This window comes from Gemmobacter aquatilis, assembly GCF_900110025.1.
Classification (GTDB): Bacteria; Pseudomonadota; Alphaproteobacteria; order Rhodobacterales; family Rhodobacteraceae; genus Gemmobacter; species Gemmobacter aquatilis.
Window position 1 is genome coordinate 53743 of the sequence record NZ_FOCE01000007.1, and the last position, 24568, is coordinate 78310.

Here is a 24568-nt window from a genome sequence, read left to right on the forward strand (position 1 = left end):
GGTCAGCGCCCCTTCCACACCGGATCGCGCTTTTCGGCAAAGGCGCGGGCGCCCTCCAGTTGGTCTTCTGAAGAATACAGCCGGTCCACCGTCACGAATTGCCGCTTGGTGATGCGGTTGAGCGCATCCTGAAAGCGCAGCGCCTCGGCCTCGCGCACCACTTCCTTGATCGCGGCGTAAACCAGCGGCGGGCCGCTTTCCAGCAGCCGCGCCAGATCCCAGGCCTTGGCCAGCAGATCAGCAGGCGTGCAGATTTCCTTCAGCAGCCCCCAGCGCAGCGCCTCGTCGGCATCGAACCAGCGCCCGGTCAACAGCAGGTCCATCGCCACATGATAGGGGATGCGCTTGGGCAGCTTGATGCTCGCGGCATCCGCCACCGTGCCAGAGCGGATTTCCGGCAGCGCGAACGTGGCATTGCTGGAGGCGAGGATCAGGTCACAGGACAGCGCGAGTTCCAGCCCGCCGCCGCAACAGATGCCGTTCACCGCCGCAATCACCGGCTTGTTGAGGTTCGGCAGTTCCTGCAAGCCGCCAAAGCCGCCCACGCCATAATCGCCATCGACCGCATCGCCCCCCGCCGCCGCCTTCAGATCCCAGCCGGGGCAGAAGAATTTCTCGCCCTCGGCCCGCAGGATCGCCACGCGCAGGCTGTCATCGTCGCGGAAAGCGCGGAAGGCCAAGCCCATGATGCGGCTGGTGGCAAGGTCGATCGCATTGGCCTTGGGCCGATCAAGCGTCAGCTCCAGAATGGCACCTTCGCGGCGGGTGCGGATCGGGCCTTCGGTCAGCATGGTCATCGTGGTCATTCGGCGCTCCGGATCAGGGCATCCACGGCGACGGCACCAGACGGGCGCAGCAGCAGCGGATTGATTTCGATTTCTTCAAGCGTGTCATCGCCTTGCATCAGGGCGCAAAGCTGCGCGGCCACGGCAACCAGCGCCGCCAGATCTGGCCGCGCCCGCCCGCGATAGCCATCCAGCAGCGGCCAAAGCCGCAAGCGGCGCAGGCTGGCCGCGATCTCATCCGGCGTCAGCGGCAGGACCAGCGTCACCGTATCGGCCAGAACTTCCACCGTCACCCCGCCCATACCCAGCGTCAGCGTGACACCGTAAACCGGATCACGGCGCAGGCCGAGCAGGATTTCAGCGCAGGCATCGCTGACCATCTCCTCCACCAGATAGCCTGCGGCGCCCGGCATTTCGGCCTGCCCGGCCAGATCGGCAAGGCCCAGCCGCACCGCCCCGGCCTCGGTCTTGTGGGCAAAGCCCAGCCCTTTCAGCGCGAAAGGCGGGCGCAGATCGGCCAGCGCGGGCACCAGATCGGCCAGATGCGCCGCCGTGGCCCCGCGCGGCACGGCGATACCCGCCCGGGACAGCAGCGCCTTGGCCTCGACCTCCGACAGAAGGCGGGTCGGGCGGGCCGACGGCGCGGCCAGAGGCCGCCAGCCGGGCAGGCCCGGTTGCACCTGCGCCGCCCGCAATGCGGCCAGTGCGGTTTCCAACCCCATCAGCGGCACCACGCCCTGCGCCATCATCGCCACGGCGCGCGGCTCGTCGAAATTCTCGGGCAGCGAGGCGACGGGAAAGGCCGGTTTGCCGGTGGCCGCCTGTGCCGCGACAATGGCCGCCAGCGCGGGTTCGAAACTGGCAGGGTCGCAACGGTCGGGGCGCGGCGGGTCGATGATGAAGATCCCGGCATCGTAACCCGACAGCATGGTGGTGAAGACATCGGTGGTGCGCGGCCCGTCGCCCCAGATGAAGGTGTGGTAATCCAACGGGTTGGCGATGGAAACGATGGGGCCAAGGATCTCGCCCAGCCGCGCCGCCTTCGCTGCGGGCACCGGCGGGAAGGTGATGCCTGCCGGGGCAGCCAGATCGGCCACCAGCCCGGCCTCGCCCCCCGAACAGGACAGCGAACACAGCCGGGCGCCAAGGCCCGGCCCGTGCACATGGAAGATCTTCAACGTCTCGATCAGCGCCGAAAGCGTATCAACCTCGGCCACCCCGGCCTGCCGCAGAAAGGCCGAAGACGCCGCCCCGCCCCCCGCAAGGCTGGCAGTATGCGAGGCCGCCGCCGCCCGGCTCGCCTCGGTCTTGCCGGATTTCACCGCCACGATGCCCTTGCCCGCCGCCCGCGCCGCCTCGGCCAGCGCGGCGAAAGCCGGGGCGTCGTCGATCCCCTCGACATAGAGGCCCAGCGCGGTGACCCGCTCATCGGCCAGCAGCGCGGCGGCAAGCTCGGCCAGACCCACCTGCGCGGCATTGCCAAGGCAGGCGACATAGGCCACCGGCAGACCGCGCGCCTGCATGGTCAGGTTGATCACGATGTTGGAGGATTGCGACAGCAGCGCCACGCCGCGGTCAACCCGCCGGCCACCATGCTGATCGGGCCAGAGCAGCGCGCCGTCCAGATAATTGATCACCCCATAGCAATTCGGCCCGAGGATCGGCATCTCGCCCGCCGCTGCGACCAGTTCGGCCTGCAAGCCCGCCTCACCGGCCTCCTCCCAGCCCGAGGCGAAACAGATCGCGCCGCCTGCGCCCATCGCCGCCAGTTCACGCACCACATCGCGCGTGGCAAAGCGGTTGACGCCGATGAAGGTGGCATCCGGTGGCGCGGGCAGATCGGTGAGGCTGGCATAGGCCTTGAAGCCGCCCACCGTCGCCCGCTTGGGATGCACAGGCCAGATCGGGCCGTCAAAGCCCATCTTGCGGCACTGTTCGATGACGTTTTCGGCCCAGCCCGCCCCCAGAACGGCAATGGAACGCGGGCGCAGCAGGCGGTTCAAGCGGGTCATCGGCGCGCCCTCGCACCGGGCCGGGCTGCCCCCACCCTGCCCTCCCCCCCAAGGGGGGAGGGAAGCGCAGCGTCCCGGCGGCTGTCCCAGGCGGCGCGGTTGCGGGGGGCTGTCTGCCCCCCACGGCCCTGCGGGCCGCCCCCCGAGGATATTTTTGAACAGAAAATGGAAACACCCCGTCCGCGAGCCGCAGACGGGGTGCCATTTCCTGCTACGGCCATCGGCGTCCCCGCCTGTTCCGCCAGATCACTTTGGCCGATTCTGCCTAATGCCGGGTTAACGCGCATGACTGATCTCATTTTCTGTTCAAAAATATCCTCGGGGGTGAATTGGCCGCAGGCCAAGAGGGGGCAGACAGCCCCCTTTGCCCCCTGTCAGCCGCCGACCGCGCGCAGAAGTTCGCGCGAGATGATGTGGCGTTGGATTTCAGAGGTGCCCTCCCAGATCCGTTCCACCCTTGCGTCGCGCCAGATGCGCTCCAGCGGCAGATCGTCCATCAATCCCATGCCGCCATGGATCTGGATCGCCTCATCCGCCACCATGGCCAGAACCTCGGTGGCCTTCAGCTTGGCCATGCTCATGTCGGCCTCGGTCACCGTGCCCTGATCGAATTTCCACGCGGCTTCCCAGGTCAGCAGTTCCGCCGCTTTCAGCTCCATCGCCATATCGGCCAGCTTGAAGCTGACGCCCTGAAACTTGCCGATCTGCTGGCCGAACTGGCGGCGCTCTGCCGCGTAGCTGATGGCATGGCCCAGTGCGCGGTCGGCGCGGCCAAGGCAGGTGGCGGCGACTTGCAGGCGGGTGGCGCCGAGCCAGGTGTTGGCCACCTCGAACCCCTTGTGCGCTTCGCCCAGAACCGCCGAGTCCGGCAGGCGGCAATTGTCGAAGTCCAGCACGGCATTGGTATAGCCACGGTGACTGACGTTTCGATAGCCGTCGCGCACGGTGAAACCGGGGGTGCCTTTATCGACGAAGAAGGCGGTGATCCGTTTCTTCTTGCCGCGCGGAGTGTCTTCCTCGCCGCTTGCCATGAAGACGATGGCGAAATCGGCCAGATCGGCATGGCTGATGAAATGCTTGGTGCCGTTCAGCACCCAGTCGCCGCCGTCGCGCCGCGCGCTGGCGGTCATGCCGCGCAGATCAGACCCGGCGCCGGGTTCGGTCATGGCGAGGCAATCCCATTTCTCGCCGCGGATGCAGGGGAACAGGTATTTCTCGCGCTGTTCGGGGGTGCCAGCCAGCAGGATGTTCGACGGACGTGCGACGCAGGTCCAGTGCAGGGCGTAGTTGGCCCGGCCCAACTCGCGTTCATACAGCAGCCAGGACAGGGTATCGAGGCCCGCCCCGCCGACCTCTTCGGGCATATTGGCCGCATAGAGACCGGCGGCAATGGCCTTGGCCTGCAGGTCGCGGATCAGGTCAAGACGCAGATGGCCGCTGCGTTCGACCTCGGCCTCATGCGGGTAAAGCTCGGTCTCGACGAAGCTGCGCGTCGTCTCGATGATCATCTTCTGTTCGTCGGTCAGCCCGAACTGCATCATGCCCTCCGCTGGCCAACATGGCGCCCGGCGGCTTCGGGGCGGGGCAGCGCCCTGTGCGCCTCGGCGATGGGGGTCAGATTTGCCAAAACCTCGGGCGCAGCCGGGCAGGTCTTGTTCGCCGTCATGTCCACATGCAGCAGCATCTGTTCCAGGCTCGCGACCACCTCGGCGCCGCGCTGGATGCGGATGAAGATATGCAGGCGCTTTTCATCGGCGCCCAGCACCTGCAGCGTGCCTTGCAGCCGGTCGCCCAGCTTGCATTCGCCAAGGTGCATGATGTGGGTTTCGGCGGTGTAATAGCTGTGGCCGCCCGCCACATAGTCCATCCCCGCGCCGATCAGCCGCAGGAAGGCATCCGAGGTTTCCGAGGCCGCGAACAGATAGCGGCTTTCGGTCATATGGCCGTTATAGTCGATCCAGCCGGGCAGCACCTGCATCTGCGCCATGACCAGCGGTGCGCCGGTCGGCGCGGCATCGTGGAAGGCCACGGCGCGGCGCGCGTCATGGTCGCGCAGAACCTTGCCCGCGCCCCAGTTGCGCTCTTTCAGCGCGCGCAGGAAGCCGATCAGGTTGCTGTCGCGGATGCGTTCCAGCTCGCGGATCGTATGGTGGCCGGATTGCGCGTCGGATTGCCCGGCGATCAGATCCACCAGTTCGTCGTTGAAGTCGGGCACATCGGTCAGCTTGGTCCAGGGCCATTGCAGGCAGGGACCGAACTGCGCCATGAAATGCTTCATGCCCGCCTCGCCGCCCGCCACGCGATAGGTTTCAAACAGGCCCATCTGGCCCCAGCGCAGGCCAAAGCCCATGCGGATTGCCTCGTCGATTTCCTCGGTGGTGGCGATGCCGTCCTTCACCAGCCACAGGGCTTCGCGCCACACGGCCTCAAGGAAGCGGTCGGCGATATGGGCGTCGATCTCCTTGCGGATATGCAGGGGGAACATGCCGATCTCGCGCAGGATTTCCTTTGCTGCCTCGATCTTTGCGGGCGGGTTCTGCGGGCTGGGCACCACTTCGGCCAGCGGCAGCAGGTAGACCGGGTTGAAGGGGTGGGCCACGAAGATGCTGCCGGGGTTCGGCGCACGCTCTTGCAGTTCCGACGGTTTGAAGCCCGAGGTGGAAGAGCCGATCAACGTATCGGGCGCCACCTGCTGGATCTGGGCAAAGACGCGGTGCTTCAGGTCCAGCCGCTCGCTGACCGATTCCTGAATGTAGTCTGCCCCTTCCACCGCCTCGGTAACGGTGGCCGCGAAGGACAACTGCCCTTCGGCGGGCATCGGCACATCCGACAGCGCAGGCAAGGCGGCGCGGGCATTGGCCAGCACCTCGCCGATCTTGCGTTCGGCCTGCGGATCGGGGTCGAACACCGCCACATCCCAGCCATTGAGCAGGAAGCGCGCCGCCCAGCCGCCGCCGATGACCCCACCCCCGATGATTGCCGCTTTCCGTGCCATATCTTCTCCATGCCGGGGCGTGGCGCCCCCTCACCCTGCCCTCTCCCCCGAGGGGAGAGGGTGTGTTGTTCCGCTTGAAAGGCCGAGCGCCCTTTTCACCCCGGGAGACGCGCCCCCTCTCCCCTCGGGGGAGAGGGCTGGGGTGAGGGGGCGCTCACCGCCCCAGCGGCGCCCGTTTTTCCAGCTTCAGCTTGGCGCGCACCTCGGCCGGGGTCAGCACCCGCGCCCCAAGGTTGGAGATGATCGAAACCGCCCGCTCCACCAGTTGCGCATTGGTGGCCAGCACGCCCTTGTCGAGCCAGAGGTTGTCTTCCAGCCCCACCCGCACATTGCCCCCGGCCAGCACCGAGGCCGCGACATAGGGCATCTGATGGCGCCCGATGGCAAAGGCGCTCCAGTGCCAGTCGGCGGGCACATTGTTCACCATGGCAAGGAAGGTGTTCAGATCATCCGGCGCGCCCCACGGCACGCCCATGCACAGTTGCACCAGCACCGGATCGGGGATCACCCCTTCGCGCACCAGTTCTTTCGCCAGCCACAGATGCCCGGTGTCGAACGCCTCGATTTCAATGCGCACGCCTGCCGCCGTCATCCGCCGCGCCATGTCGCGCAGCATCCCCGGCGTGTTGACCATCACATAATCGGCCTCGTTGAAGTTCATCGTGCCGCAATCGAGCGTGCAGATCTCGGGGCGGCATTCGACCACATGCGCCACCCGTTCGGTGGCCCCCGCCATGTCAGAGCGCGGACCCATGCGCCCCATATCCTCGCTGCCCTCGAAATAGATGTCGCCCCCCATCCCGGCGGTCAGGTTCAGCACCACATCGGTGGCGCTGTCGCGGATGCGTTCCGTCACCTCGCGGTACAGCGCCGGGTCGCGGGCGGGCTTGCCGGTTTCGGGGTCGCGCACATGGCAATGCACCACCGCCGCCCCGGCCTTGGCCGCCGCGATGGCGCTTTCGGCGATCTGCGCCGGGCTGCGCGGCACATGCGGGCTGCGGTCCTGCGTGCCGCCCGATCCGGTCACGGCACAGGTGATGAAGACGTCGCGGTTCATGGCCAAGGGCATCGGCAAACTCCTGTTCTCTGCCCGGCAGCTTAGCGCCCTTGCGCGGCTGCGCTTTGCGATTTACGAAATACACATGGCAAAACCCGCAACGATCTTCGCTGCATCGCAGCAGCCGCTGACCATCGCCCTGCTGGTCCTGCCGCATTGCTCGATCCTCGAAGTCGCCTCGACGCTCGATCCCCTGCGCGCCGCCAACCGCCATCTCGGGCACGAAGCGTTCCGCTGGCGCGTCGTCTCGCCCGATGGCGCTGCGGTGCCGCTGACCTGCGGGATCGAACTGCCCTCCTCCGGTCCGCTGACCGCCGCCGCAGGCGCCGATGTGCTCATCGTGATCGCGGGCTATCGCCAATCCGAGGTCGCCACGAAACCGCTGCTGCGCGATCTGCGCCGCCTCGCCCCGCGCTTTGCCGCCATCGGCGGGATCGACGCGGGCGGCTGGGTTCTGGCCCGCGCGGGCCTGCTGAACGGCCACCGCGCCACCGTGCATTGGGAAGACCTGGAAGATTTCGCCGCCAGCTTCCCCGAGGTCGAGGCCGTCCCCGACCGCTTCACCCTGTCCGGCCCGCGCTTCACCGCAGGCGGTGCCGCCCCCGCCGCCGACCTCATGCTGCACCTGATCCGCACCCGCTATGGCGCCGCCCTTGCGCTGCAAACGGCGGCCAGTTTCGTCACCACCGCCCGCCCGGCAGACGAGCCGCAGATCACCGAAACCCGCCCCGACCCGCGCCTTGACCCGCGCGTGGCCCAGGCCATCGCCCGGATGGAGGCGCGACAGGAGACGCCCGAGACGACCGCCGAAACGGCGGCGGCGCTGCGCCTCTCGCCCCGCCGCCTCGAACAGTTGTTCCGCCAGAATCTCGGCCTGACCCCCGCCGCCTATGCCCTGTCGCTGCGCCTGGCCGCCGCCCGCCGCCTGCTGACAGACACCCGCCACCCGCTGGCCGAAATCGCGCTGCGCACCGGCTTTTCCTCGGCCGCCACCCTCAGCCGGGCCTTTCACAAACACTTCGGGGCGCCCCCCAGCAACCTGAGAAAGCGCCCCTGATTCATCCTGGTCCAAATACTCCGGGGGTCCGGGGGCAGCGCCCCCGGGGGTTCCGCCTCAGGCTGCGTCCAGCAGCCCACGGCCTTTCAGCAACGCCTCCACCCCCGGCATCCGCCCGCGGAACTGGGTATACAACCGCTCCGGCGGCTCGCTGCCTCCGGCGCTCAGGATGAAACGTTCCAGCTTCGCCGCCGTTTCCGGATCGAATGGGTTGCCCACTTCCTCGAAGGCGGCAAAGGCATCGGCATCCATCACCTCCGACCACATGTAGCTGTAATAGCCCGAGGAATAGCCGTCGCCCGAAAACACATGGGCGAAATGCGGCGTGGCGTGGCGCATCCGGATGGCGCGCGGCATCCCGAGGCTTTCCAGAACCTCGGCCTGTTTCTGCATCGGATCGGCGGGCGGCGCCCCTTCATGGAACGCCAGATCCACCAGCGCCGAGGCGACAAACTCCACCGTCGCAAAGCCCTGATCATAGGTGCCCGCATCCAGCAGCCGCTTCAGCATCTCGGCGGGCATCGCCGCACCGGTCTGCCAATGGCGCGCATGGGTTTCCAGCACTTCGGGCACTTCCATCCAATGTTCGTAAAGCTGGCTCGGCAGTTCCACGAAATCGCGCGCCACCGAGGTGCCGCTGATGAAGCCATAGGTCACATCCGACAGCATCTGATGCAGCGCATGGCCGAATTCGTGGAACAGCGTGCGCGCATCGTCATACGACAGCAGGCAGGGCTCGCCCTTGGCGAAGTTGCACACATTCACCACGATCGGCGTCACCTGCCCGCCCAGCTTGCGCTGCGACCGCATCGCGGAACACCACGCGCCGGAGCGTTTGGAGCCGCGCGCGAAGTAATCGCCGATGAACACCGCGATATGTTCGCCATCGCGGCTTACCTCCCAGGCGCGCGCATCCGGGTGATACAGCGGCACCTCCAGCGGCGTGAAATCCAGCCGGAACAGCCGATGCGCCACGTCGAACTGCGCCGCGATCATCGCATCGAGGCTGAGGTAAGGCTTCAGCGCCGCCTCATCCAGATCATGCTCGGCCTTGCGGCGTTTCTCGGAATAATAGCGCCAGTCCCAAGGCTCCAGCGGCCCGGCGATGCCATCGGCCTGCAGCATCGCCTCAAGCACCGCCGCATCGGCCAGCGCCTTGGCCCGCGCCGGTTGCCAGACCCGCATCAGCAGATCCCGCACGGCGGCGGGCGTTTTCGCCATCTCCGGCTCCAGCTTGAAATCGGCAAAGCTGGCATAGCCCAGCAGCTTCGCCCGTTCGTCGCGCAGCGCCAGAATTTCGGCGGCCACGGCCCGGTTGTCCTGCGCATTGCCATTGGCCCCGCGCGCCACCCAGGCCTCATAGGCCTTCTGCCGCAGTGCACGCCGGGGCGAGAATTGCAGGAACGGCACGATAAGCGACCGGCTCAGCGTCACCACCGGCCCGCCTGCCCCCTTCTCTGCGCCCGCCGCCCGGGCCGAGGCCACGACAAACTCCGGCAGGCCTTCCAGATCGGCCTCGTCCAGCGCCATGAACCAGTCCCGCTCTTCCGCCAGCACATTCTGGCCGAAGAGCGTGCCCAGCACGGCCAGCCGCGATTTCACCGCCGTCAGCCGCTCTGCCGCGTCCCCTTCCAGCTGCGCGCCGGATCGTATGAACATTTGCCGGTACAGATCCAGCACCCGCGCCTGCTCCGGCTCCAGCCCCAGCACCTCGCGGCCTTGCCACAGTGCCTCGACCTTGGCGAACAGCGCCTTGTTGTTGGTCACCTCCGACGAAAACGCGCTCATCTTCGGCGCCAGATCGCGCATCAGCGCCTCGCGCGCTTCGGTGCTGTCGGCCCCGGCCAGATTGTAGAACACCCCCGACACCCGGTCGAGCGTGCCCTCCGCCAGTTCCAGCGCGTCGATCACATTGGCAAAGGTTGGCGCCTCGGCGCTGTCTGCAATCGCCGCAATCGCCGCCCGCGCTTCGGCCAGCCCCTGATTGAAGGCAGGTGCGAAATCGGCATCGGTGATCGCGGCAAAGGGCGGCAGTTCGAACGGCCCCTTCCAGGGGCTCAGCAACGGATTGGACATGAGAAATCTCCTTTGCCCAGACCCTAGCAAGCCGGGCGGGAAGGTCCAGCCCCCTACCGCGCGTCCGGCCCGCGCAACCGCCGTTCCAGCCGCCGCAGTGCCAGCGACAGCGTGAGGGTCATGGTCAGATAGATCAGCGCCACCATGTTATAGGTTTCGAAATAGCGAAAGTTGCCCGCCGCCGTCACCTTGCCCAGTTGCGTGACATCGGCCACGCCCAGCACGGACACCAGCGAGGAATCCTTCACCATCGCCACGAAATCATTGCCCAGCGGCGGCAGGATGGTGCGGAAGGCCTGCGGAAACACCACCAGCCGGAAGCGCAGCCAGCCGGTCAGCCCCAGCGCCTGTGCCGCCTCGATCTGGCCCTTGTCCACCGAGGCGAGCCCCGCCCGGAACACCTCGGCCAGAAAGGCGGAATAGGCGATGGTCAGCGCGATCACCGCCCGCCACAGCAAGGACACGTCGCGCGCCTTCACCTCGGGCAGCCCCGTCGCATTCCACGCCCAGACCAGCGCCGGTGTGGCGGCGAAGGCGACATAGAGCAGCAGCACGATGATCGGCACGCCGCGCACCACCTCGATGTAGAACCGCGCCGCCTGCCGCAGCACGACATGGCGCGATTGCCCGGCCAGCGCCAGCGCCAGCCCCAAGACCGCCGCCGAGAAGAACCCGACCACCGTCACCAGCAGGGTGATCCAGATCCCCTTGGCCAGCGTCGCCATCACCCGCGCATAGACCGGGCTGGCCCAGACCTCGTAAAACAGCCAGAGGCCGATTGCGCCCAGCGCAACCAGCCACCACGGGAAATCCTTGTCAGGTGCAGAAGGGGGCATCGGTGGCACGGCGCAGCCCGGCAGGGCCGCGCCTGTCCTGTTGTGTCAGACGATCACTGGCCCATCTTGTATTCAAGGAACCATTTGGTGTTCAGCTTTTCCAGCGTGCCATCGGCGGCCAGATCGGCAATCGCCGCATTGACCGGCGCCACCAGATCCGAACCCTTGGGGAAGATGAAGCCGAAATCCTCGGCGCCCAGCTTTTCGCCCACGATCTTCAGCTTGCCTTCCGTGGCCGCGACATAGCCATTGCCTGCCGTGCCATCGGTCAGCACCAGATCCACATCGCCGGTCCGCAGCGCCTCGACCCCGGCGCCGAAGGTTTCGAACATCTTGATGCGCGGGTTGGCCTCGTTGCCATCCAGCACCTCATAGACGCCGACATAGAAGGGCGTGGTGCCCGGCTGCGCCGCCATCAGCAGATCGGCATTGGCGCCAAAGCTTTTCGCATCGGTGAAGCGCGTCTCGTCGCCGCGAACCAGCATGACCATTTCCGACCGCATATAGGCATCCGAGAAATCCACCTGTTCCTTGCGGTCGTCGCGGATGGTGATGCCGGTCATGCCGATGTCATACTGGCCCGAGGACACGGCGGGGATCATCGCATCCCAGCTTGTGTTCTCGTATTTCACCACCATGTTCAGCCGCTTGGCGATTTCGGCCATCGCGTCATATTCCCAGCCGACCGCAGCGCCGCTGGCATTAATGAATTGCAGCGGCGGATAGGCGTTTTCCGTCACCACGGTGACTTCGCGCCCGGCAAGATCCGGCAGGCCTTCGGCGAAAGCGGCGGTGGAAGCGGCGGTAAGCACAAGCCCGGCAAGCGCGGTGGCGATCTTCATGTGTGAACTCCCTGTCACAGAGTGGTGGCAGGACTATGACGCCCCACCCTGCCCCACGCAAGTGCCCGCAGCCGCAGCGGAAACCGCAGCGCCCTGTGCCCCGGCGTCACCCGGTCGCACCCTGCGCCCCACAACAGGCGCAATCGGCGCGCCGCTTCACCCCGATCACCCGGGTTTCGGCATAAAGCGCATCATGGATCATCAGACGCCCGCGCAGGGTTTCGCCCGCGCCGGTCAGGTGTTTTACCGCCTCCATCGCCATCATCGCGCCAATCACCCCAGGCAAGGGCGCCGCCACCCCCGCCTCGGCGCAAGACGGCACCATGCCCGGCGCAGGCCGCGTGGGGAACACACATTCATAACAGGGCCCGCCGCTTGCCGGGTGGTACAGCGACAACTGCCCCTCCCATTGGGTGATCGCCGCCGCGATCAGGGGCTTGCCCAGCCGCACCGCCACCCGGTTCACCAGATAGCGCGTGTCGAAATTGTCGGTGCCGTCCAGGATCAGGTCATAGGCGCCCATCACGCCCTCGGCCCCGGCCGCGTCCAGCCGCGCCTCATGCGTCTGCACCGTGACAAACGGATTGAGCGCGCGCAGCGCCACCGCCGCCGATTGCACCTTGGCCATGCCGATGCGCGCATCGCTGTGAATGATCTGGCGTTGCAGGTTGGAGCCTTCGACCACATCCGCGTCGATCACCCCGATGGTGCCCACCCCGCTCGCCGCCAGATACAGCAGCGCCGGGCTGCCCAGCCCCCCGGCGCCGACCACCAGCACCTTCGCCTCTTTCAGGCGCCGCTGCCCCGGTCCGCCGATTTCGCGCAGGATGATATGGCGGGCATAGCGGTCCAGTTCGGTCGCGCTGAATGGCGCGGCCTGTGCCGGGGCGACAGGCGCCGCGCGGCGGCGCAGCCGCGACAGCAGCGCACGATAGCCGAAAGCCAGCGCCACCGCGCCGCCCAGCACCAGCCAGCCCTGCGCCGAACCGCCGGTGGCCTGCCGCAGCGGGCTGCCTTCGGGCAACAGCAGATGCGCCAGCACCACCCCCGCCCAGATCATCCCAACCATCGCCAGCCGCCGCGCCACCGGCACCCCCATCAGCGCGCCGATGCCCCAGATCGCCGCCAGAACCGCCCCGACCAGCAGCATCAGCGCTTGCCCGTCGAACCGAAGCCACCCTCGCCGCGGTCGGTCTCGCTCAACCGTTCCACCACCGCGAAGCGCGCCTGCACCACCGGTGCCACGATCATCTGCGCGATGCGGTCGCCATGATGCACGGTATAGGCCTCGGCCCCGAGGTTGACCAAAGCCACCCCCAGCGGCCCGCGATAATCGCTGTCGATGGTGCCCGGCGTATTGGGCAGCGTGATCCCGTGTTTCAGCGCAAGGCCGGATCGCGGGCGGATCTGCATCTCGAACCCGTAGGGAATTTCCACCCGAAAGCCCGTGGGCACCACCAGCCGCTGCATTGGCGCCAGCGTCAGGCCAAGGCTGCGGATTTCCGGCGGAAGATTGGCGCGCAGATCCGCCCCCGCAGCGCCCGGTGTCTCGTAACTTGGCAAGGGCAGATCGCGGTCCGCCCAGTCCTCCCAGAGGATCTTCAGTTCCGGTGCCATCATGCCCTCCATTTCCCCCGTTATGAAGTGCAGCACCGGGTCGAGGCAAGGCACAACGCCCCTCATTTTCTGTTTGAAAATATCCACGGGGGAGGCGGCCGCAGGCCGACGGGGGGCAGACAGCCCCCCTGCTACGCCCGGATCACGATCTCGGCCGGGTCGCTTTCGCCCAGCACGCGCCGCGCATTGGGAATGTCATTCGACAACGCCCGCGCCCGCGCGGCCTCGGGCGTGTGGTCATGGTCGATCCAGCGCTGGATCAGACGGCGCTCCAGCTCTGCCTCGGGCACGTCCAGCGCGATGGTCAGCCCGTAATGCGGGCGCGCATGGGTCCAGGGGGCGGCGTTCAGCAACAGGTAATTGCCCTCGACGATCAGCAGCCGGTCTTCCGCCCGCACCACATCGCCGCCCGCCCGCGCCAGATCCAGCTTGCGGTCGAAAACCGGGATCACCACCTCGGCCTCGGTGGCCAGCCGCTGCACCATATGCACGAACCCCAGCGCGTCGAAGCTTTCCGGGCAGCCCTTGCGCGCCAGCAGCCCGCGCGCCTCCAGCACCGGATTGTCCAGATGGAAACCGTCCATCGGCACCACCCGCGCGCCTGCGCCCAGCTCCGCCACCAGCGCCGCCGCCAGCGTGGATTTCCCCGCCCCCGGAGCGCCGACAAGGGCGGTGATGAACCGCCCCTGCCCTTCTGCCCTGCGGCAGATTTCCTGTGCCAGCATCGCAGGCGTCATGCTGCTTCCGTCACGCCTTCGGGCAGTTTCGCCCCGGTCATGAAGGCCACCGCATCCGACATCGAATAATCGCCGGGCTTGATGACGCACAGCCGCTTGCCAAGGCGGTGGATATGGATGCGGTCCGCCACCTCGAACACATGCGGCATGTTGTGGCTGATCAGGATGATCGGGATCCCACGCGACCGCACATCGCGGATCAGTTCCAGCACGCGGCGGCTTTCCTTCACGCCCAGCGCGGCGGTGGGTTCGTCAAGGATCACCACCTTGGACCCGAAGGCCGCCGCCCGCGCCACTGCCACCCCCTGACGCTGGCCGCCCGAAAGCGTCTCCACCGCCTGGTTGATGTTCTGGATCGTCATCAGCCCCAGTTCGTTCAGCTTGGCCCGGGCGAATTTCTCCATCGCGGGTTTGTCCAGCTGGCGGAACAGCGCCCCCATGATCCCCGGTTTGCGCAGTTCGCGCCCCATGAACATGTTGTCGGCGATCGACAGCGCGGGCGACATGGCCAGCGTCTGGTAGACACATTCGATGCCATAAGCGCGCGCATCGAGCGGCGTGCTGAACTGGATGGGCTTGCCTTCCAGCGTGATCTCGCCTTCGTCCGGCTGGACGGCGCCCGAAAGCGCCTTGATCAGCGAGGATTTCCCGGCTCCGTTGTCGCCGATCACCGCAAGGATTTCGCCCGGATACAGGTCGAAGTCGCAATGATCGAGGGCGGTCACCTTGCCGTAGCGCTTTACCAGACCACGGCCTTTCAGGATGGGTTCTTGTGTCATGCTGCTGCCTTTCTGATCCACTGGTCCACGGCCACGGCGAAGATGATGAGCACACCGATGAGGAAGAAGGTCCATTGCGGGTCGGTGCCGACAAGGCGCAGGCCCATTTCGAACACGCCGACGATCAGCGCGCCGAAGAACATCCCCACGATCGAGCCGCGTCCGCCGAAGAGCGATATCCCCCCGATCACAACGGCGGTGATGGACTGGATATTGCCCATCTGCCCGGTCGAGGCGGTCGGCGAGACCGAACCGAAGCGCCCGATCATCACCCAGCCCGCGATGGCGCAGAAGAACCCGGCCAGCGCATAGACCTGGATCAGGATGGTCTTGGTCTTCACCCCGGCCAGTTCCGCCGCATCGGGATCGTCGCCCACCGCATAGACATGGCGGCCCCAGGCGGTCTGGCGCAGCACATAAGCCATGATCGCCACCAGCGCGATCAGCAGGAACACGGCGAACAGCACCTTGACCCCGCCCGGCTGGATGGATTGGCCCCAGAATTGCAGCGCGCCCGCCTGTTTCTCGATGTCAGAGGACCGGATGGTCTCGTTGGCCGAGAAGATGAAGTTGGAGGCGAGCAGGATCTGCCAGGTGCCCAGCGTCACGATGAAGGGCGGCAGCTTGACCTTGGCCACCAGCCAGCCATTCACAAAGCCCATCGCCGTGCCCAGCACCAGGCCGATCAGGATCGACAGTTCGGCCGGGATGCCATAGCGGAAGGTCATCTGCCCCATCAGCACCGACGAGAACACCGCGATGGCGCCCACCGACAGGTCGATGCCCGCCGTCAGAACCACCACCGACTGCGCACAGCCCAGAATGCCGACAATGGCGATCTGTTGCAGGATCGTCGAAAGCGTCGTCGCCTTGAAGAAGTTCTCCGACAGGACGCCGAAAATGATCAACGCAATCACCAGAACGATCATCGGCACCGCCGAGGGCGTCTGGTGCAGCCAGGTCTGCAGGCGCTTCAGCGCGCCCTTGTCTTCATGAAATTCGGCCACCTTCTCGGAGGCGCCTTTCAGGCCCTCTTCGAAACTGGTCGCCCCCTTTGCATCGGATGCCATAGTCACATTCCTCCTTTGCCCTGTGCCCGGTGCGACCGGGTTCGGCTTGTGACAAGGGCGGCGCGATGGCCGCCCTTGGATGAGTGTGTCGAATGTCTTGAGTCGTCTCAATGATTTAGACGACGCGGCTCAGGCGATCAGCCCCAGCAGAGCTCGGTGCCCTTGGTGGTGTCGATCGACTCGACGCCGTCAACCGGCTTGTCGGTGATCAGCGCCACGCCGGTATCGAAGAAGTCCTTGCCTTCGGTCGGCGCGGGCTTGGAGCCATCGGCCGCGAATTTCGCAATCGCTTCGATGCCGAGCGACGCCATGAGCAGCGGGTATTGCTGCGAGGTGGCACCGATCACGCCATCCTTGACGTTCGCCACACCCGGGCAGCCGCCATCGACCGAAACGATCAGCACGTCCTTTTCGCGGCCCACGGCCTTCAGCGCCTCATAGGCACCGGCGGCGGCGGGTTCGTTGATCGTGTAGACGACGTTGATTTCCGGGTCTTTGGCCAGCAGCGATTCCATCGCCTTCAGTCCGCCCTCTTCGTTGCCCGAGGTGACTTCGTTGCCCACGATGCGCGGGTCGGTTTCGTCGCCCCATTTGTTGGCATCGCCCAGCTCGATGCCGAAGCCTTGCAGGAAGCCCTGATCGCGCATCACGTCCACCGACGGCTGTGCAATCGCAAGGTCCAGCATGGCGATCTTGGCGGTAGCGGCGGCATCGCCCAGCGAAGCCTTGGCCCATTGCCCAATCAGCAGGCCGGCGCGGAAGTTGTCGGTGGCGAAGGTGGCGTCAGCGGCATCAACGGGGTCCAGCGGCGTATCCAGCGCGATGACCAGCAGACCAGCGTCGCGGGCAGCCTTGACCGAATCGACGATCGCCTTGGTATCCGATGCAGTCAGCAGAATGCCCTTGGCGCCATCGGCGATGCAGGCCTCGATCGCCGCAACCTGGCTTTCATGGTCGCCATCCACCTTGCCGGCATAGGATTTCAGCGTCATCCCCAGTTCGGTCGCCTTGGCCTCGGCGCCCTCTTTCATCTTCACGAAGAAGGGGTTGGTGTCAGTCTTGGTGATCAGGCAGGCAGACACGCCCTCCGCCAGCGCCGGAGCGGCGGACATCAGGGCGAGAGCCGCAACGCCCACAAGGGCCTTGGCTTTGAATTTCATCGTTTTTTCCTCCCAAGGAAAGCAAGGGGCAAGCCCCGTTGTCGTCAGGCAACCACAGCGCCTCACTCGCTGCGATGCCGTTACATCGCCTGATTCCCCGGCTTGCGTCAAGATAAATAATTCAGTGTGATTTATTATTGACAGCACTCCCATCCAGTCGCAGTCTGCGGAACATCCCTTCGCAAACCGCCCACGCCTTCGGCACAGACATTCCAAAAAGGACAAAGATCATGCTGATCGGACTTCCCGCGCTGCTCGGCCCGGAAATGCTCTTTACTCTCAGATCCATGGGTCATGGCGACGAGATCGCGCTGGTCGATGGCAACTACCCCGCGCAGGCCCATGCCGGGCGGCTGGTGCGGGCCGATGGCCATGGGCTGCTTGCGGTGCTGGAGGCGATTCTGCAGGTGCTGCCGCTGGACGATTTCACCCCCTGCGCAATCTTTCGCGCCGCCGAGGGCAATGACCCGGCCCGCAGCGGCCCGATTCATGCGCAGATCGACGCACTTTGCGGCAAACACGCGCCCGGTTTTGCCGTGCAGCCGCTGTCGGGCGAACAGCTCTATCCGCGCATCCGGGGCGCCCATACGATCATCGCCACCAGCGAACCCGCACTTTATGCCAATGTCATCCTGCGCAAGGGGGTGATCCGTCCGGCTGACGCGTGACAAGCCGCCGGGCGACGTGCTAGCGCGACCAGAACAACACGGCAACTAGAGGAGTGGCCACAGTGGCAAACGGAGCCGACACCGCACTGGACAAAGTGCCGGGCGAGCCCTTGCCCGGCGCTCTGTCAGGCACCCGCGGCTCCAACCAGTCCGGGATGCGCGCCCATAACGAACGGCTGGTGCTCAGCCTCGTGCGGCAGCATGGTGCACTGGCCAAATCCGACATTGCCCGCATGACCGGGCTTTCCGCGCAGACGACTTCGGTCATCATGCGCGCGCTGGAACAGGACGGCCTGCTGCTGCGCGGCGAGCCGGTGCGCGGGCGGATCGGCCAGCCCTCTGTGCCGATGTCGCTGGCCCCCGACGGGGCGTTCTTCTTCGGGCTGAAGATCGGGCGGCGGTCCGCCGACCTGAGTCTGGTGGATTTCATCGGGCAGGTGCGGGGTACGCGGCGGCGCTTCTACCGCTATCCGACCCCCGATGCCGTTCTGGATTTTCTGCGCAATGCGCTGCCCGATTTGTTGGCATTGCTGCCTGCCGCCTTGCGCGAACGGGTCAGCGGGCTGGGCGTGGCGATGCCGTTCCAGTTGTGGAACTGGGTGCAGTTCATCGGCGCCCCGCAAGACGAGATGGACGCCTGGCGCCTGCGCGACATTCAGGCAGAGATCGCGGCGGTAGCCGCGATGCCCGTCACGATCCAGAACGACGCCACCGCCGCCTGCGGCGCCGAGCTTGTGTTTGGACAAGGCGAAAAACCCAAGGATTTCTTGTACTTCTACTTCGGCTATTTCATCGGGGGCGGGCTGGTGCTGAACGGCCAGCTGTTCACCGGGCGCACCGGCAATGCCGCAGGCGTGGGGCCGATGCTGGTGCCGGGGCCGGATGGGCGGATGCGTCGGCTGCTGACCGTCGCCTCGCTGTCCGTGCTGGCCGAGGCGATGGAAGCTGCGGGCGAGCCGTCGGACGGGCTATGGGAAAAGCCCGACCACTGGCAGGTCAGCCAGCCGGTGCTGGACCGCTGGATGGACGAGGCCGCCGAGGGGCTGGCTGCAGCGGCGCTGACCGCCTCGGCACTGATGGAACTGGGGGCGGTGCTGATCGACGGATGGATGCCCGAACAGGTGCGCACCGAACTGACCCGGCGCACCCATGCCGCCTTTCACCGGCTGGACCTGGCCGGGATCGAGCCGCCGGTGATCCGCGAAGGCAGCGTGGGCGCCAATGCCCGGTCGCTGGGGGCGGCGGCAATTCCGCTGTCGCAGCGCTATCTGCTGGAACAGGGCACGGTGCTGACCGAGGGCTGAAACGCGGGCAAGAACGGGCAAACCCCGCTGCCGCCTTGACATTGCAGGCCGGTTTGCCCGACTAACTTGCAGGTCGCAACCGACCAGAGACGCCCCGAGATCGGCCCGAACAACGGAAACGCCAGAGGTCATGTCCCCTGCCCTGATCGCCGCGCTGCCCTTTCTGGGCGCGCTTCTTCCCGGTCTGCTGATCCGTGCCGGGCGCAATGCCTGCGCCACGGTCACCGGATTTGTCACCCTGCTGGCGCTGATCGGCCTCGGCCTGCACATCCCCGCCGTGTTGCGCGGCGAGGTGATCCGCACGCAGATCGACTGGCTGCCCGCGCTGGGGCTGAACGCCAATTTCATGCTGGACGGGCTGGGGCTGCTGTTTGCCGGGCTGATCCTGGGCATCGGGTTGCTGATCATCCTCTACGCCCGCTTCTACCTGAGCCCGCGTGACCCGATGGGGCAGTTCTACACCTACCTCATGCTGTTCCAGGGCGCGATGCTGGGGATCGTGCTGTCGGACAACATCCTGCTTTTGCTGGTGTTCTGGGAGCTGACCTCGCTGTCCTCCTTCCTGTTGATCGGCTATTGGAAACACCTGCCCGAAGGGCGGCAGGGCGCGCGCATGGCACTGGCGGTCACGGGCGCAGGCGGCCTTGCGATGATCGCGGGGATGCTGATCCTTGGCCAGATCGCCGGGTCTTATGATCTGAGCGACATCCTGCAGGCGCGCGACGCCATTCAGGCGTCGGACTGGTATCTGCCCGCGCTGATCCTGATCCTGCTGGGCGCCTTCACCAAATCGGCGCAGTTCCCGTTCCATTTCTGGCTGCCGCACGCCATGGCCGCCCCCACCCCGGTTTCGGCCTATCTGCATTCGGCCACCATGGTGAAGGCGGGCATCTTCCTGATGGCGCGGCTGTGGCCGGTGCTGGCCGGCACGCCGGAATGGTTCTGGATCGTGACCTCGGCCGGGTTGATCACCATGGTGCTGGGCGCCGTGATCGGCTTGTTCAAGGATGATCTGAAGGCGCTGCTGGCGTTTTCCACCGTCAGCCACCTTGGCCTGATCACCATGCTGCTGGGCTTTGGCACCAAGGCGGCGGCCATGGTGGCGATGTTCCACATCCTCAACCACGCCACCTTCAAGGCCGCGCTGTTCATGGTGGCCGGCATCGTGGATCACGAGGCGCATACGCGCGACATCAAGCGCCTGGGCGGGCTGCGCAGGCTGATGCCGGTGACCTTCACCATCGCCACGCTCGCGGGCCTGTCGATGGCGGGGATTCCGCCGCTCAACGGCTTCCTGTCGAAAGAGATGATGCTGGAACAGGCCGCCCATACCCCGCCGGGGCTGATCGGCCTGCTGGCGACGCTGGGCGCGCTGGTCTCGGTCGCCTATTCGTTCCGGCTGATCGCGCATACCTTCCTTGGCCCGCAACGCACGGATTATCCACACAAACCGCATGATCCGGGCTTTGGCCTCTGGGCTGCCCCGGCCCTGCTGGCAGGGCTGGTGGTGGCCATCGGGCTGATGCCGATGACGGTGGCGGGCTGGCTGGTCGATGCCGCCGCAGGTGCGGTGACCGGCACCGCCGCCCATGCCCATATCGCCCATTGGCACGGGCTGGCCAATCCGGCGCTGTGGATGTCGCTGGCCGCCATAGGCGGCGGGCTTGTGCTGCTGGGCCTGCATCCGACGCTGGATCGGCTGTGGACCGCCCTGCCCCGCCCCGAGGCGAAGCGCATCTTCGACGGGCTGATGGAGCCTTTGGCCGCCCTGTCGCGCCACCTGACCGCCGCACTGCATCCTGGCATGCTGAGCCGCTATCTGTGGATCGCCACCGCCACGATCATTATTGTGAGCTATTACGCCTTCCGCAGCGGCAGCCACCTGCCCGGCGCCCGTGCGCTGACCGAGGTGGAGCCCATCGCCGCCATCGGCTGGCTGCTTCTGATGGCCGCCTCGGTCGCGGTGGTGCTGTGCCATCACCAACGCCTGCTGACGCTGATCCTGATTGCGGTCGTGGGGCTGATGGTCTCGGTCGGCTTTGCCTATCTGTCGGCCCCCGATCTGGCGCTGACCCAGATCTCGGTCGAGGTGGTGACGGTGATCCTGCTGCTGCTGGCGCTGAATTTCCTGCCGAAAACCACACCGCGCGAAAGCTCTGTCCCCCGCAAGGTACGCGATCTGGGGCTGGCGGCCTTGGGCGGGCTTGCGGTGGGCGGGCTGATCTATGCACTGATGACCCGGGATTTCGCCTTCCCCAGCATTGCCGACTATCACCTCGCCAATTCCAAGACGCTGGGCGGCGGCACCAATGTGGTGAACGTGATCCTCGTCGATTTCCGCGGCTATGATACTTTTGGCGAGATTACCGTGCTGGGCATCGCCGCCCTGCTGATCTTCGCGCTGACCGAAAGCCTGCTCAGCCCCGGGGCCGCCAATGACCGGCTGCGCGGCTGGGTCAGCGATACGCCGGATGCGGGCGACCGCCATCCGCTGATGATGGTGGTGGCGACGCGGATGATGTTGCCCATCGCGCTGATGGTGGGCATCTACATCTTCCTGCGCGGCCATAATGTACCGGGTGGGGGCTTCATCGCCGGGCTGGTCGTCGCCATCGCGCTGGTCATGCAATACATGGCCTCGGGCTTTGGCTGGACGGCGGCGCGGCAGCGGATCGACTATCACGGGCTGATCGGCGCAGGTGTGCTGGTCGCTGCCGCGACCGGCATCGGATCGTGGTTCGCCGGGCGGCCTTTCATGACCTCGAACTACGGGTATTTCGAGATCTGGCCGCTGGAAGAGTTTGAGCTTGCCACCGCCGCGCTGTTCGATCTGGGCGTGTTCCTGACGGTGCTGGGCGCGGTGATGCTGGCGCTGTCATCGCTGACCCGCCTCGCCGTACGGGCAGGGCAGACGGTGAACACCGAGGCCTTTGACATGCAATCGGAACTGGAGGCGGAGGAGCCATAATGGAACTGCTCGTCGCCTCTGCCGTGGGTCTGATGACCGCCGTCGGCATCTACCTGATCCTGCGGTTGCGCATCTTTCCGGTGATCGTCGGGCTGTCGATGATCTCTTACGCCTGCAACGTGTTCATCTTCGCCTCGGGGCGCATCGTGCCCGGCCTGCCGCCGATCCTGTCGAAAACCGCCGTGGCCTATACCGATCCGGTGCCGCAGGCGCTGGTGCTGACCGCCATCGTGATCTCCTTCGGGATGACGGCGGTGATCGTGATGATGGGCCTTGGCGCCTTTCTGTCGGCGGGCGATGACCGGATCGACCTGAGCGAGGACTCGGAAGAATGATGGGCCACTGGATCATCGTGCCGGTGGTGCTGCCCGCCGTGATGGGCGCCTTCACCGTGCTGGTGCTGCGCAACAATCTTGGCCTGAGCCGGGTGTTTTCCACCGCGGCTACCGTGATGCTGCTGGCGGTTGCGCTGGCGCTGCTGGTCGGGGCCACGCGGAACGGGCCGGAGATCTATTTCCTCGGCAACTGGCCCGCGCCCTTTGGCATCGTGCTGGGGCTGGACCGGCTGTCGGCGCTGATGGTGGCGCTGACGGCCTTTCTGGCGCTGGTGGTGCAGCTTTACGCCATCGGCACCGGCTGGGACGGGCGGGGGCGGCATTTCCACGCGCTGTGGCAGTTCCAGTTGATGGGGGTCTGCGGCGCATTTCTGACCGCCGACGCCTTCAACCTGTTCGTGTTCTTCGAGGTGCTGCTGATCGCCTCTTACGGCCTGATGATCCATGCGGGCGGGCGTGACCGGCTGAAGGCGGGGGTGCAATATGTCGCCTATAACCTTGTCGGGTCTACGCTTTTCCTGTTTGCGCTGGCCACGATCTATTCCGTCACCGGCACGCTGAACATGGCCGATCTGGCGGTGAAGCTGCCGCAATTGCCGGCGGGGGATTTCGCGCTGATCCGGGTGGCGGGGGTGATGCTGCTGATGGTCTTTGCCATCAAGGGCGCGCTGGTGCCGCTGCATTTCTGGCTGCCCGCCACCTATGCGCAGGCGCCCGGCCCGGTTTCGGCGCTGTTCGCGGTGATGACCAAGGTTGGCGCCTATGCGGTGATCCGCTGTTTCACCCTGTTCTTCCCCGCCGATCTGCCTGCCACCGGCGCGCTGTTTGCCGACCTGCTGCTGCCCGCAGCCCTGCTGTCGCTGGCGGTGGGGTCGCTGGGCGTGCTGGGCGCGAAAGACCTGCCCCGGCTGGCGGCCTTTGGCGCCATCACCTCGATGGGCACGCTGTTCGTGGCAGTGGCGCAGTTCACGCCGCAGGCGACGGCGGCAGCGCTGTATTACGCGATCCATTCGACACTGGCGGCGGGGGCGCTGTTCCTTGTGGCAGATCTTGTGGTAGCACGGCGCGGCACCGGCAATCTGTTGCGGGCGCTGCCGGTGATGCCGCAGCACGGGCTGATTGCGGCACTGTTCATGGCGACGGCCATTGCGGTGGCCGGCATGCCGCCGCTGTCGGGCTTTCTGGGCAAGCTGCTGGTGCTGGATGCCACGCGCGGCGCCTCCATGGTGCTGATCTGGTCGGCCATCCTGCTCAGTTCGCTGATCACCATTCTGGGCATGGCGCGGGCCGGTTCGACGCTGTTCTGGAAGGCCCATGCGGCAGAGGGTAGCCTGCCGCCCCACCCCGCCCAGCCGCTGGCCTTTGTGGCGGTATTCGCGCTGCTGGCGGGGCTGGGGACGCTGACGCTGGCCGCAGGGCCGGTGACGGGCTGGCTGGCCGAAACGGCGCGGCAGTTGCACGACCCCGCCGCCTTCATCGCCGCCAACAAGCTGGGAGCCCCGTGATGCTGCGCAAACTGCTGCCCCATCCGGGGCTGACGCTGCTGCTGATCTTGACCTGGCTGATGCTGGTGAACGAGTTCAAATGGGGCAGCCTTGTCTTCGGCGCGATGCTGGGCGTGGCGCTGCCGCTGCTGACGGCGCCGTTCTGGCCCGACCGGCCACTTATCAAAAACTGGCTTCTGGCAGCCGAGTTCGTAGCGATCGTGCTATATGACATAGCAAAATCGAACATCACCGTGGCGCTCATCGTGCTGTTCCGCCCGCGCGCCAAACTGCAACCGGCCTGGGTGACGGTGCCGTTGGACCTGCAGACGCCGGAGGCTATCACGGTTTTGGCGGGCACGATCACCATGACGCCGGGCACGGTAACGGCGGATATTTCGGCCGATGGGCGGGCGCTGCTGGTGCATTGTCTGGACGGGGCCGACCCGGATGCGGTGCGGGATGACATCAAGGCGCGCTACGAATCCCGGCTGAAGAGGATCTTCGAATGATCACGCTTGCGCTATATTACGCTTTCGCCTGCTTCGGGTTGGGCCTGCTGATCACGCTGTGGCGGGTGGTGTTCAGCCCCTCGATCCCCGACCGGATTCTGGCGCTGGATACGATGGTGGTCAACGTGATCGCGTTGATCGTGCTGTTCGGCATGATCACCGGCAGCGGGCTGTATTTCGAGGCGGCGCTGCTGTTCGCCATGACGGGATTCGTGTCTTCGGTGGCCTATGCCAAATTCATCCTGCGCGGCGACATCATCGAATAAGGGGCTGA

The 24568-nt window shown here is 66.2% G+C and carries 22 protein-coding genes; 8 read left to right on the forward strand and 14 right to left on the reverse strand.

Going from position 1 to position 24568, the window contains the following annotated elements:
* Positions 1–2: 2 nt before the first annotated feature.
* From BMX43_RS12775 to bcoG, 5 genes are all read right to left on the reverse strand, one after another.
* Positions 3–806 (reverse strand): carnitinyl-CoA dehydratase, encoded by an 804-nt coding sequence (locus tag BMX43_RS12775; protein WP_425431804.1) that lies wholly within the window; start codon positions 804–806, stop codon positions 3–5.
* A complete protein-coding gene (locus tag BMX43_RS12780) occupies positions 803–2797 on the reverse strand; it encodes an acetate--CoA ligase family protein (protein ID WP_091301980.1) in 1995 nt (664 codons plus the stop codon). The genes BMX43_RS12775 and BMX43_RS12780 overlap by 4 nt, the downstream gene beginning before the upstream one ends.
* 374 nt (positions 2798–3171) lie before the next feature.
* Positions 3172–4335, reverse strand: coding sequence for an acyl-CoA dehydrogenase family protein (locus BMX43_RS12785; RefSeq protein ID WP_091302208.1), 1164 nt, complete (start codon positions 4333–4335; stop codon positions 3172–3174).
* Positions 4335–5792, reverse strand: a complete 1458-nt coding sequence (locus tag BMX43_RS12790; protein ID WP_091301983.1) for a carnitine 3-dehydrogenase — start codon at positions 5790–5792, stop codon at positions 4335–4337. The genes BMX43_RS12785 and BMX43_RS12790 overlap by 1 nt, the downstream gene beginning before the upstream one ends.
* A 154-nt stretch (positions 5793–5946) precedes the next feature.
* The gene (gene bcoG, locus BMX43_RS12795; protein WP_091301985.1) at positions 5947–6861 is read right to left on the reverse strand and encodes a 3-dehydrocarnitine:acetyl-CoA trimethylamine transferase BcoG; all 915 of its coding nucleotides are present in this window, start codon (positions 6859–6861) and stop codon (positions 5947–5949) included.
* A 73-nt stretch (positions 6862–6934) separates the two neighbouring features.
* Here bcoG and BMX43_RS12800 point away from each other — a divergent pair, with 73 nt between their 5' ends.
* Positions 6935–7906 carry a GlxA family transcriptional regulator gene (locus BMX43_RS12800; protein WP_091301986.1) on the forward strand — a complete coding sequence of 324 codons (972 nt, stop codon included), beginning with the start codon at positions 6935–6937 and terminating at the stop codon, positions 7904–7906.
* A gap of 57 nt (positions 7907–7963) precedes the next feature.
* On the opposite strand, the gene BMX43_RS12805 is transcribed toward BMX43_RS12800, so the two are convergent.
* From BMX43_RS12805 to BMX43_RS12845, 9 genes are all read right to left on the reverse strand, one after another.
* Positions 7964–9982 (reverse strand): M3 family metallopeptidase, encoded by a 2019-nt coding sequence (locus tag BMX43_RS12805; RefSeq protein WP_091301988.1) that lies wholly within the window; start codon positions 9980–9982, stop codon positions 7964–7966.
* A gap of 53 nt (positions 9983–10035) precedes the next feature.
* Positions 10036–10818, reverse strand: coding sequence for an amino acid ABC transporter permease (locus tag BMX43_RS12810; protein ID WP_091301990.1), 783 nt, complete (start codon positions 10816–10818; stop codon positions 10036–10038).
* Between the two features lie 53 nt (positions 10819–10871).
* Positions 10872–11660 carry a transporter substrate-binding domain-containing protein gene (locus BMX43_RS12815; RefSeq protein ID WP_091301992.1) on the reverse strand — a complete coding sequence of 263 codons (789 nt, stop codon included), beginning with the start codon at positions 11658–11660 and terminating at the stop codon, positions 10872–10874.
* 106 nt (positions 11661–11766) lie between these two features.
* On the reverse strand, positions 11767–12810 hold the full coding sequence (locus BMX43_RS12820; protein WP_091301994.1) for a HesA/MoeB/ThiF family protein: 1044 nt from the start codon (positions 12808–12810) through the stop codon (positions 11767–11769).
* Positions 12810–13277: a dUTP diphosphatase gene (gene dut / locus BMX43_RS12825; protein WP_091302210.1), complete on the reverse strand. Its 468-nt coding sequence runs from the start codon at positions 13275–13277 to the stop codon at positions 12810–12812. Before dut ends, BMX43_RS12820 begins: the two co-directional genes overlap by 1 nt.
* Before the next feature lie 131 nt (positions 13278–13408).
* Positions 13409–14014: a nucleoside/nucleotide kinase family protein gene (locus BMX43_RS20010; protein WP_091301995.1), complete on the reverse strand. Its 606-nt coding sequence runs from the start codon at positions 14012–14014 to the stop codon at positions 13409–13411.
* Positions 14011–14793 carry an ATP-binding cassette domain-containing protein gene (locus BMX43_RS12835; RefSeq protein ID WP_091302212.1) on the reverse strand — a complete coding sequence of 261 codons (783 nt, stop codon included), beginning with the start codon at positions 14791–14793 and terminating at the stop codon, positions 14011–14013. Before BMX43_RS12835 ends, BMX43_RS20010 begins: the two co-directional genes overlap by 4 nt.
* Positions 14790–15863: an ABC transporter permease gene (locus BMX43_RS12840; RefSeq protein WP_091301997.1), complete on the reverse strand. Its 1074-nt coding sequence runs from the start codon at positions 15861–15863 to the stop codon at positions 14790–14792. The genes BMX43_RS12835 and BMX43_RS12840 overlap by 4 nt, the downstream gene beginning before the upstream one ends.
* Positions 15864–16000: 137 nt before the next feature.
* Positions 16001–17023 (reverse strand): sugar ABC transporter substrate-binding protein, encoded by a 1023-nt coding sequence (locus tag BMX43_RS12845; RefSeq protein ID WP_091301999.1) that lies wholly within the window; start codon positions 17021–17023, stop codon positions 16001–16003.
* A gap of 230 nt (positions 17024–17253) precedes the next feature.
* On the opposite strand from BMX43_RS12845, the gene BMX43_RS12850 reads away from it, so the two are divergent.
* From BMX43_RS12850 to BMX43_RS12880, 7 genes are all read left to right on the forward strand, one after another.
* Positions 17254–17691 carry an RbsD/FucU family protein gene (locus BMX43_RS12850; RefSeq protein ID WP_091302001.1) on the forward strand — a complete coding sequence of 146 codons (438 nt, stop codon included), beginning with the start codon at positions 17254–17256 and terminating at the stop codon, positions 17689–17691.
* Positions 17692–17753: 62 nt separating this feature from the next.
* On the forward strand, positions 17754–18995 hold the full coding sequence (locus tag BMX43_RS12855; RefSeq protein WP_425431805.1) for an ROK family transcriptional regulator: 1242 nt from the start codon (positions 17754–17756) through the stop codon (positions 18993–18995).
* Between the two features lie 130 nt (positions 18996–19125).
* Positions 19126–21963, forward strand: coding sequence for a monovalent cation/H+ antiporter subunit A (locus tag BMX43_RS12860; RefSeq protein WP_091302005.1), 2838 nt, complete (start codon positions 19126–19128; stop codon positions 21961–21963).
* A complete protein-coding gene (locus BMX43_RS12865) occupies positions 21963–22298 on the forward strand; it encodes a Na+/H+ antiporter subunit C (protein ID WP_091302008.1) in 336 nt (111 codons plus the stop codon). The genes BMX43_RS12860 and BMX43_RS12865 overlap by 1 nt, the downstream gene beginning before the upstream one ends.
* On the forward strand, positions 22298–23803 hold the full coding sequence (locus tag BMX43_RS12870) for a monovalent cation/H+ antiporter subunit D (RefSeq protein ID WP_091302214.1): 1506 nt from the start codon (positions 22298–22300) through the stop codon (positions 23801–23803). The genes BMX43_RS12865 and BMX43_RS12870 overlap by 1 nt, the downstream gene beginning before the upstream one ends.
* On the forward strand, positions 23803–24294 hold the full coding sequence (locus BMX43_RS12875) for a Na+/H+ antiporter subunit E (protein ID WP_091302010.1): 492 nt from the start codon (positions 23803–23805) through the stop codon (positions 24292–24294). The genes BMX43_RS12870 and BMX43_RS12875 overlap by 1 nt, the downstream gene beginning before the upstream one ends.
* On the forward strand, positions 24291–24560 hold the full coding sequence (locus BMX43_RS12880; protein ID WP_091302012.1) for a K+/H+ antiporter subunit F: 270 nt from the start codon (positions 24291–24293) through the stop codon (positions 24558–24560). The genes BMX43_RS12875 and BMX43_RS12880 overlap by 4 nt, the downstream gene beginning before the upstream one ends.
* The last annotated feature ends 8 nt before the right edge of the window (positions 24561–24568 follow it).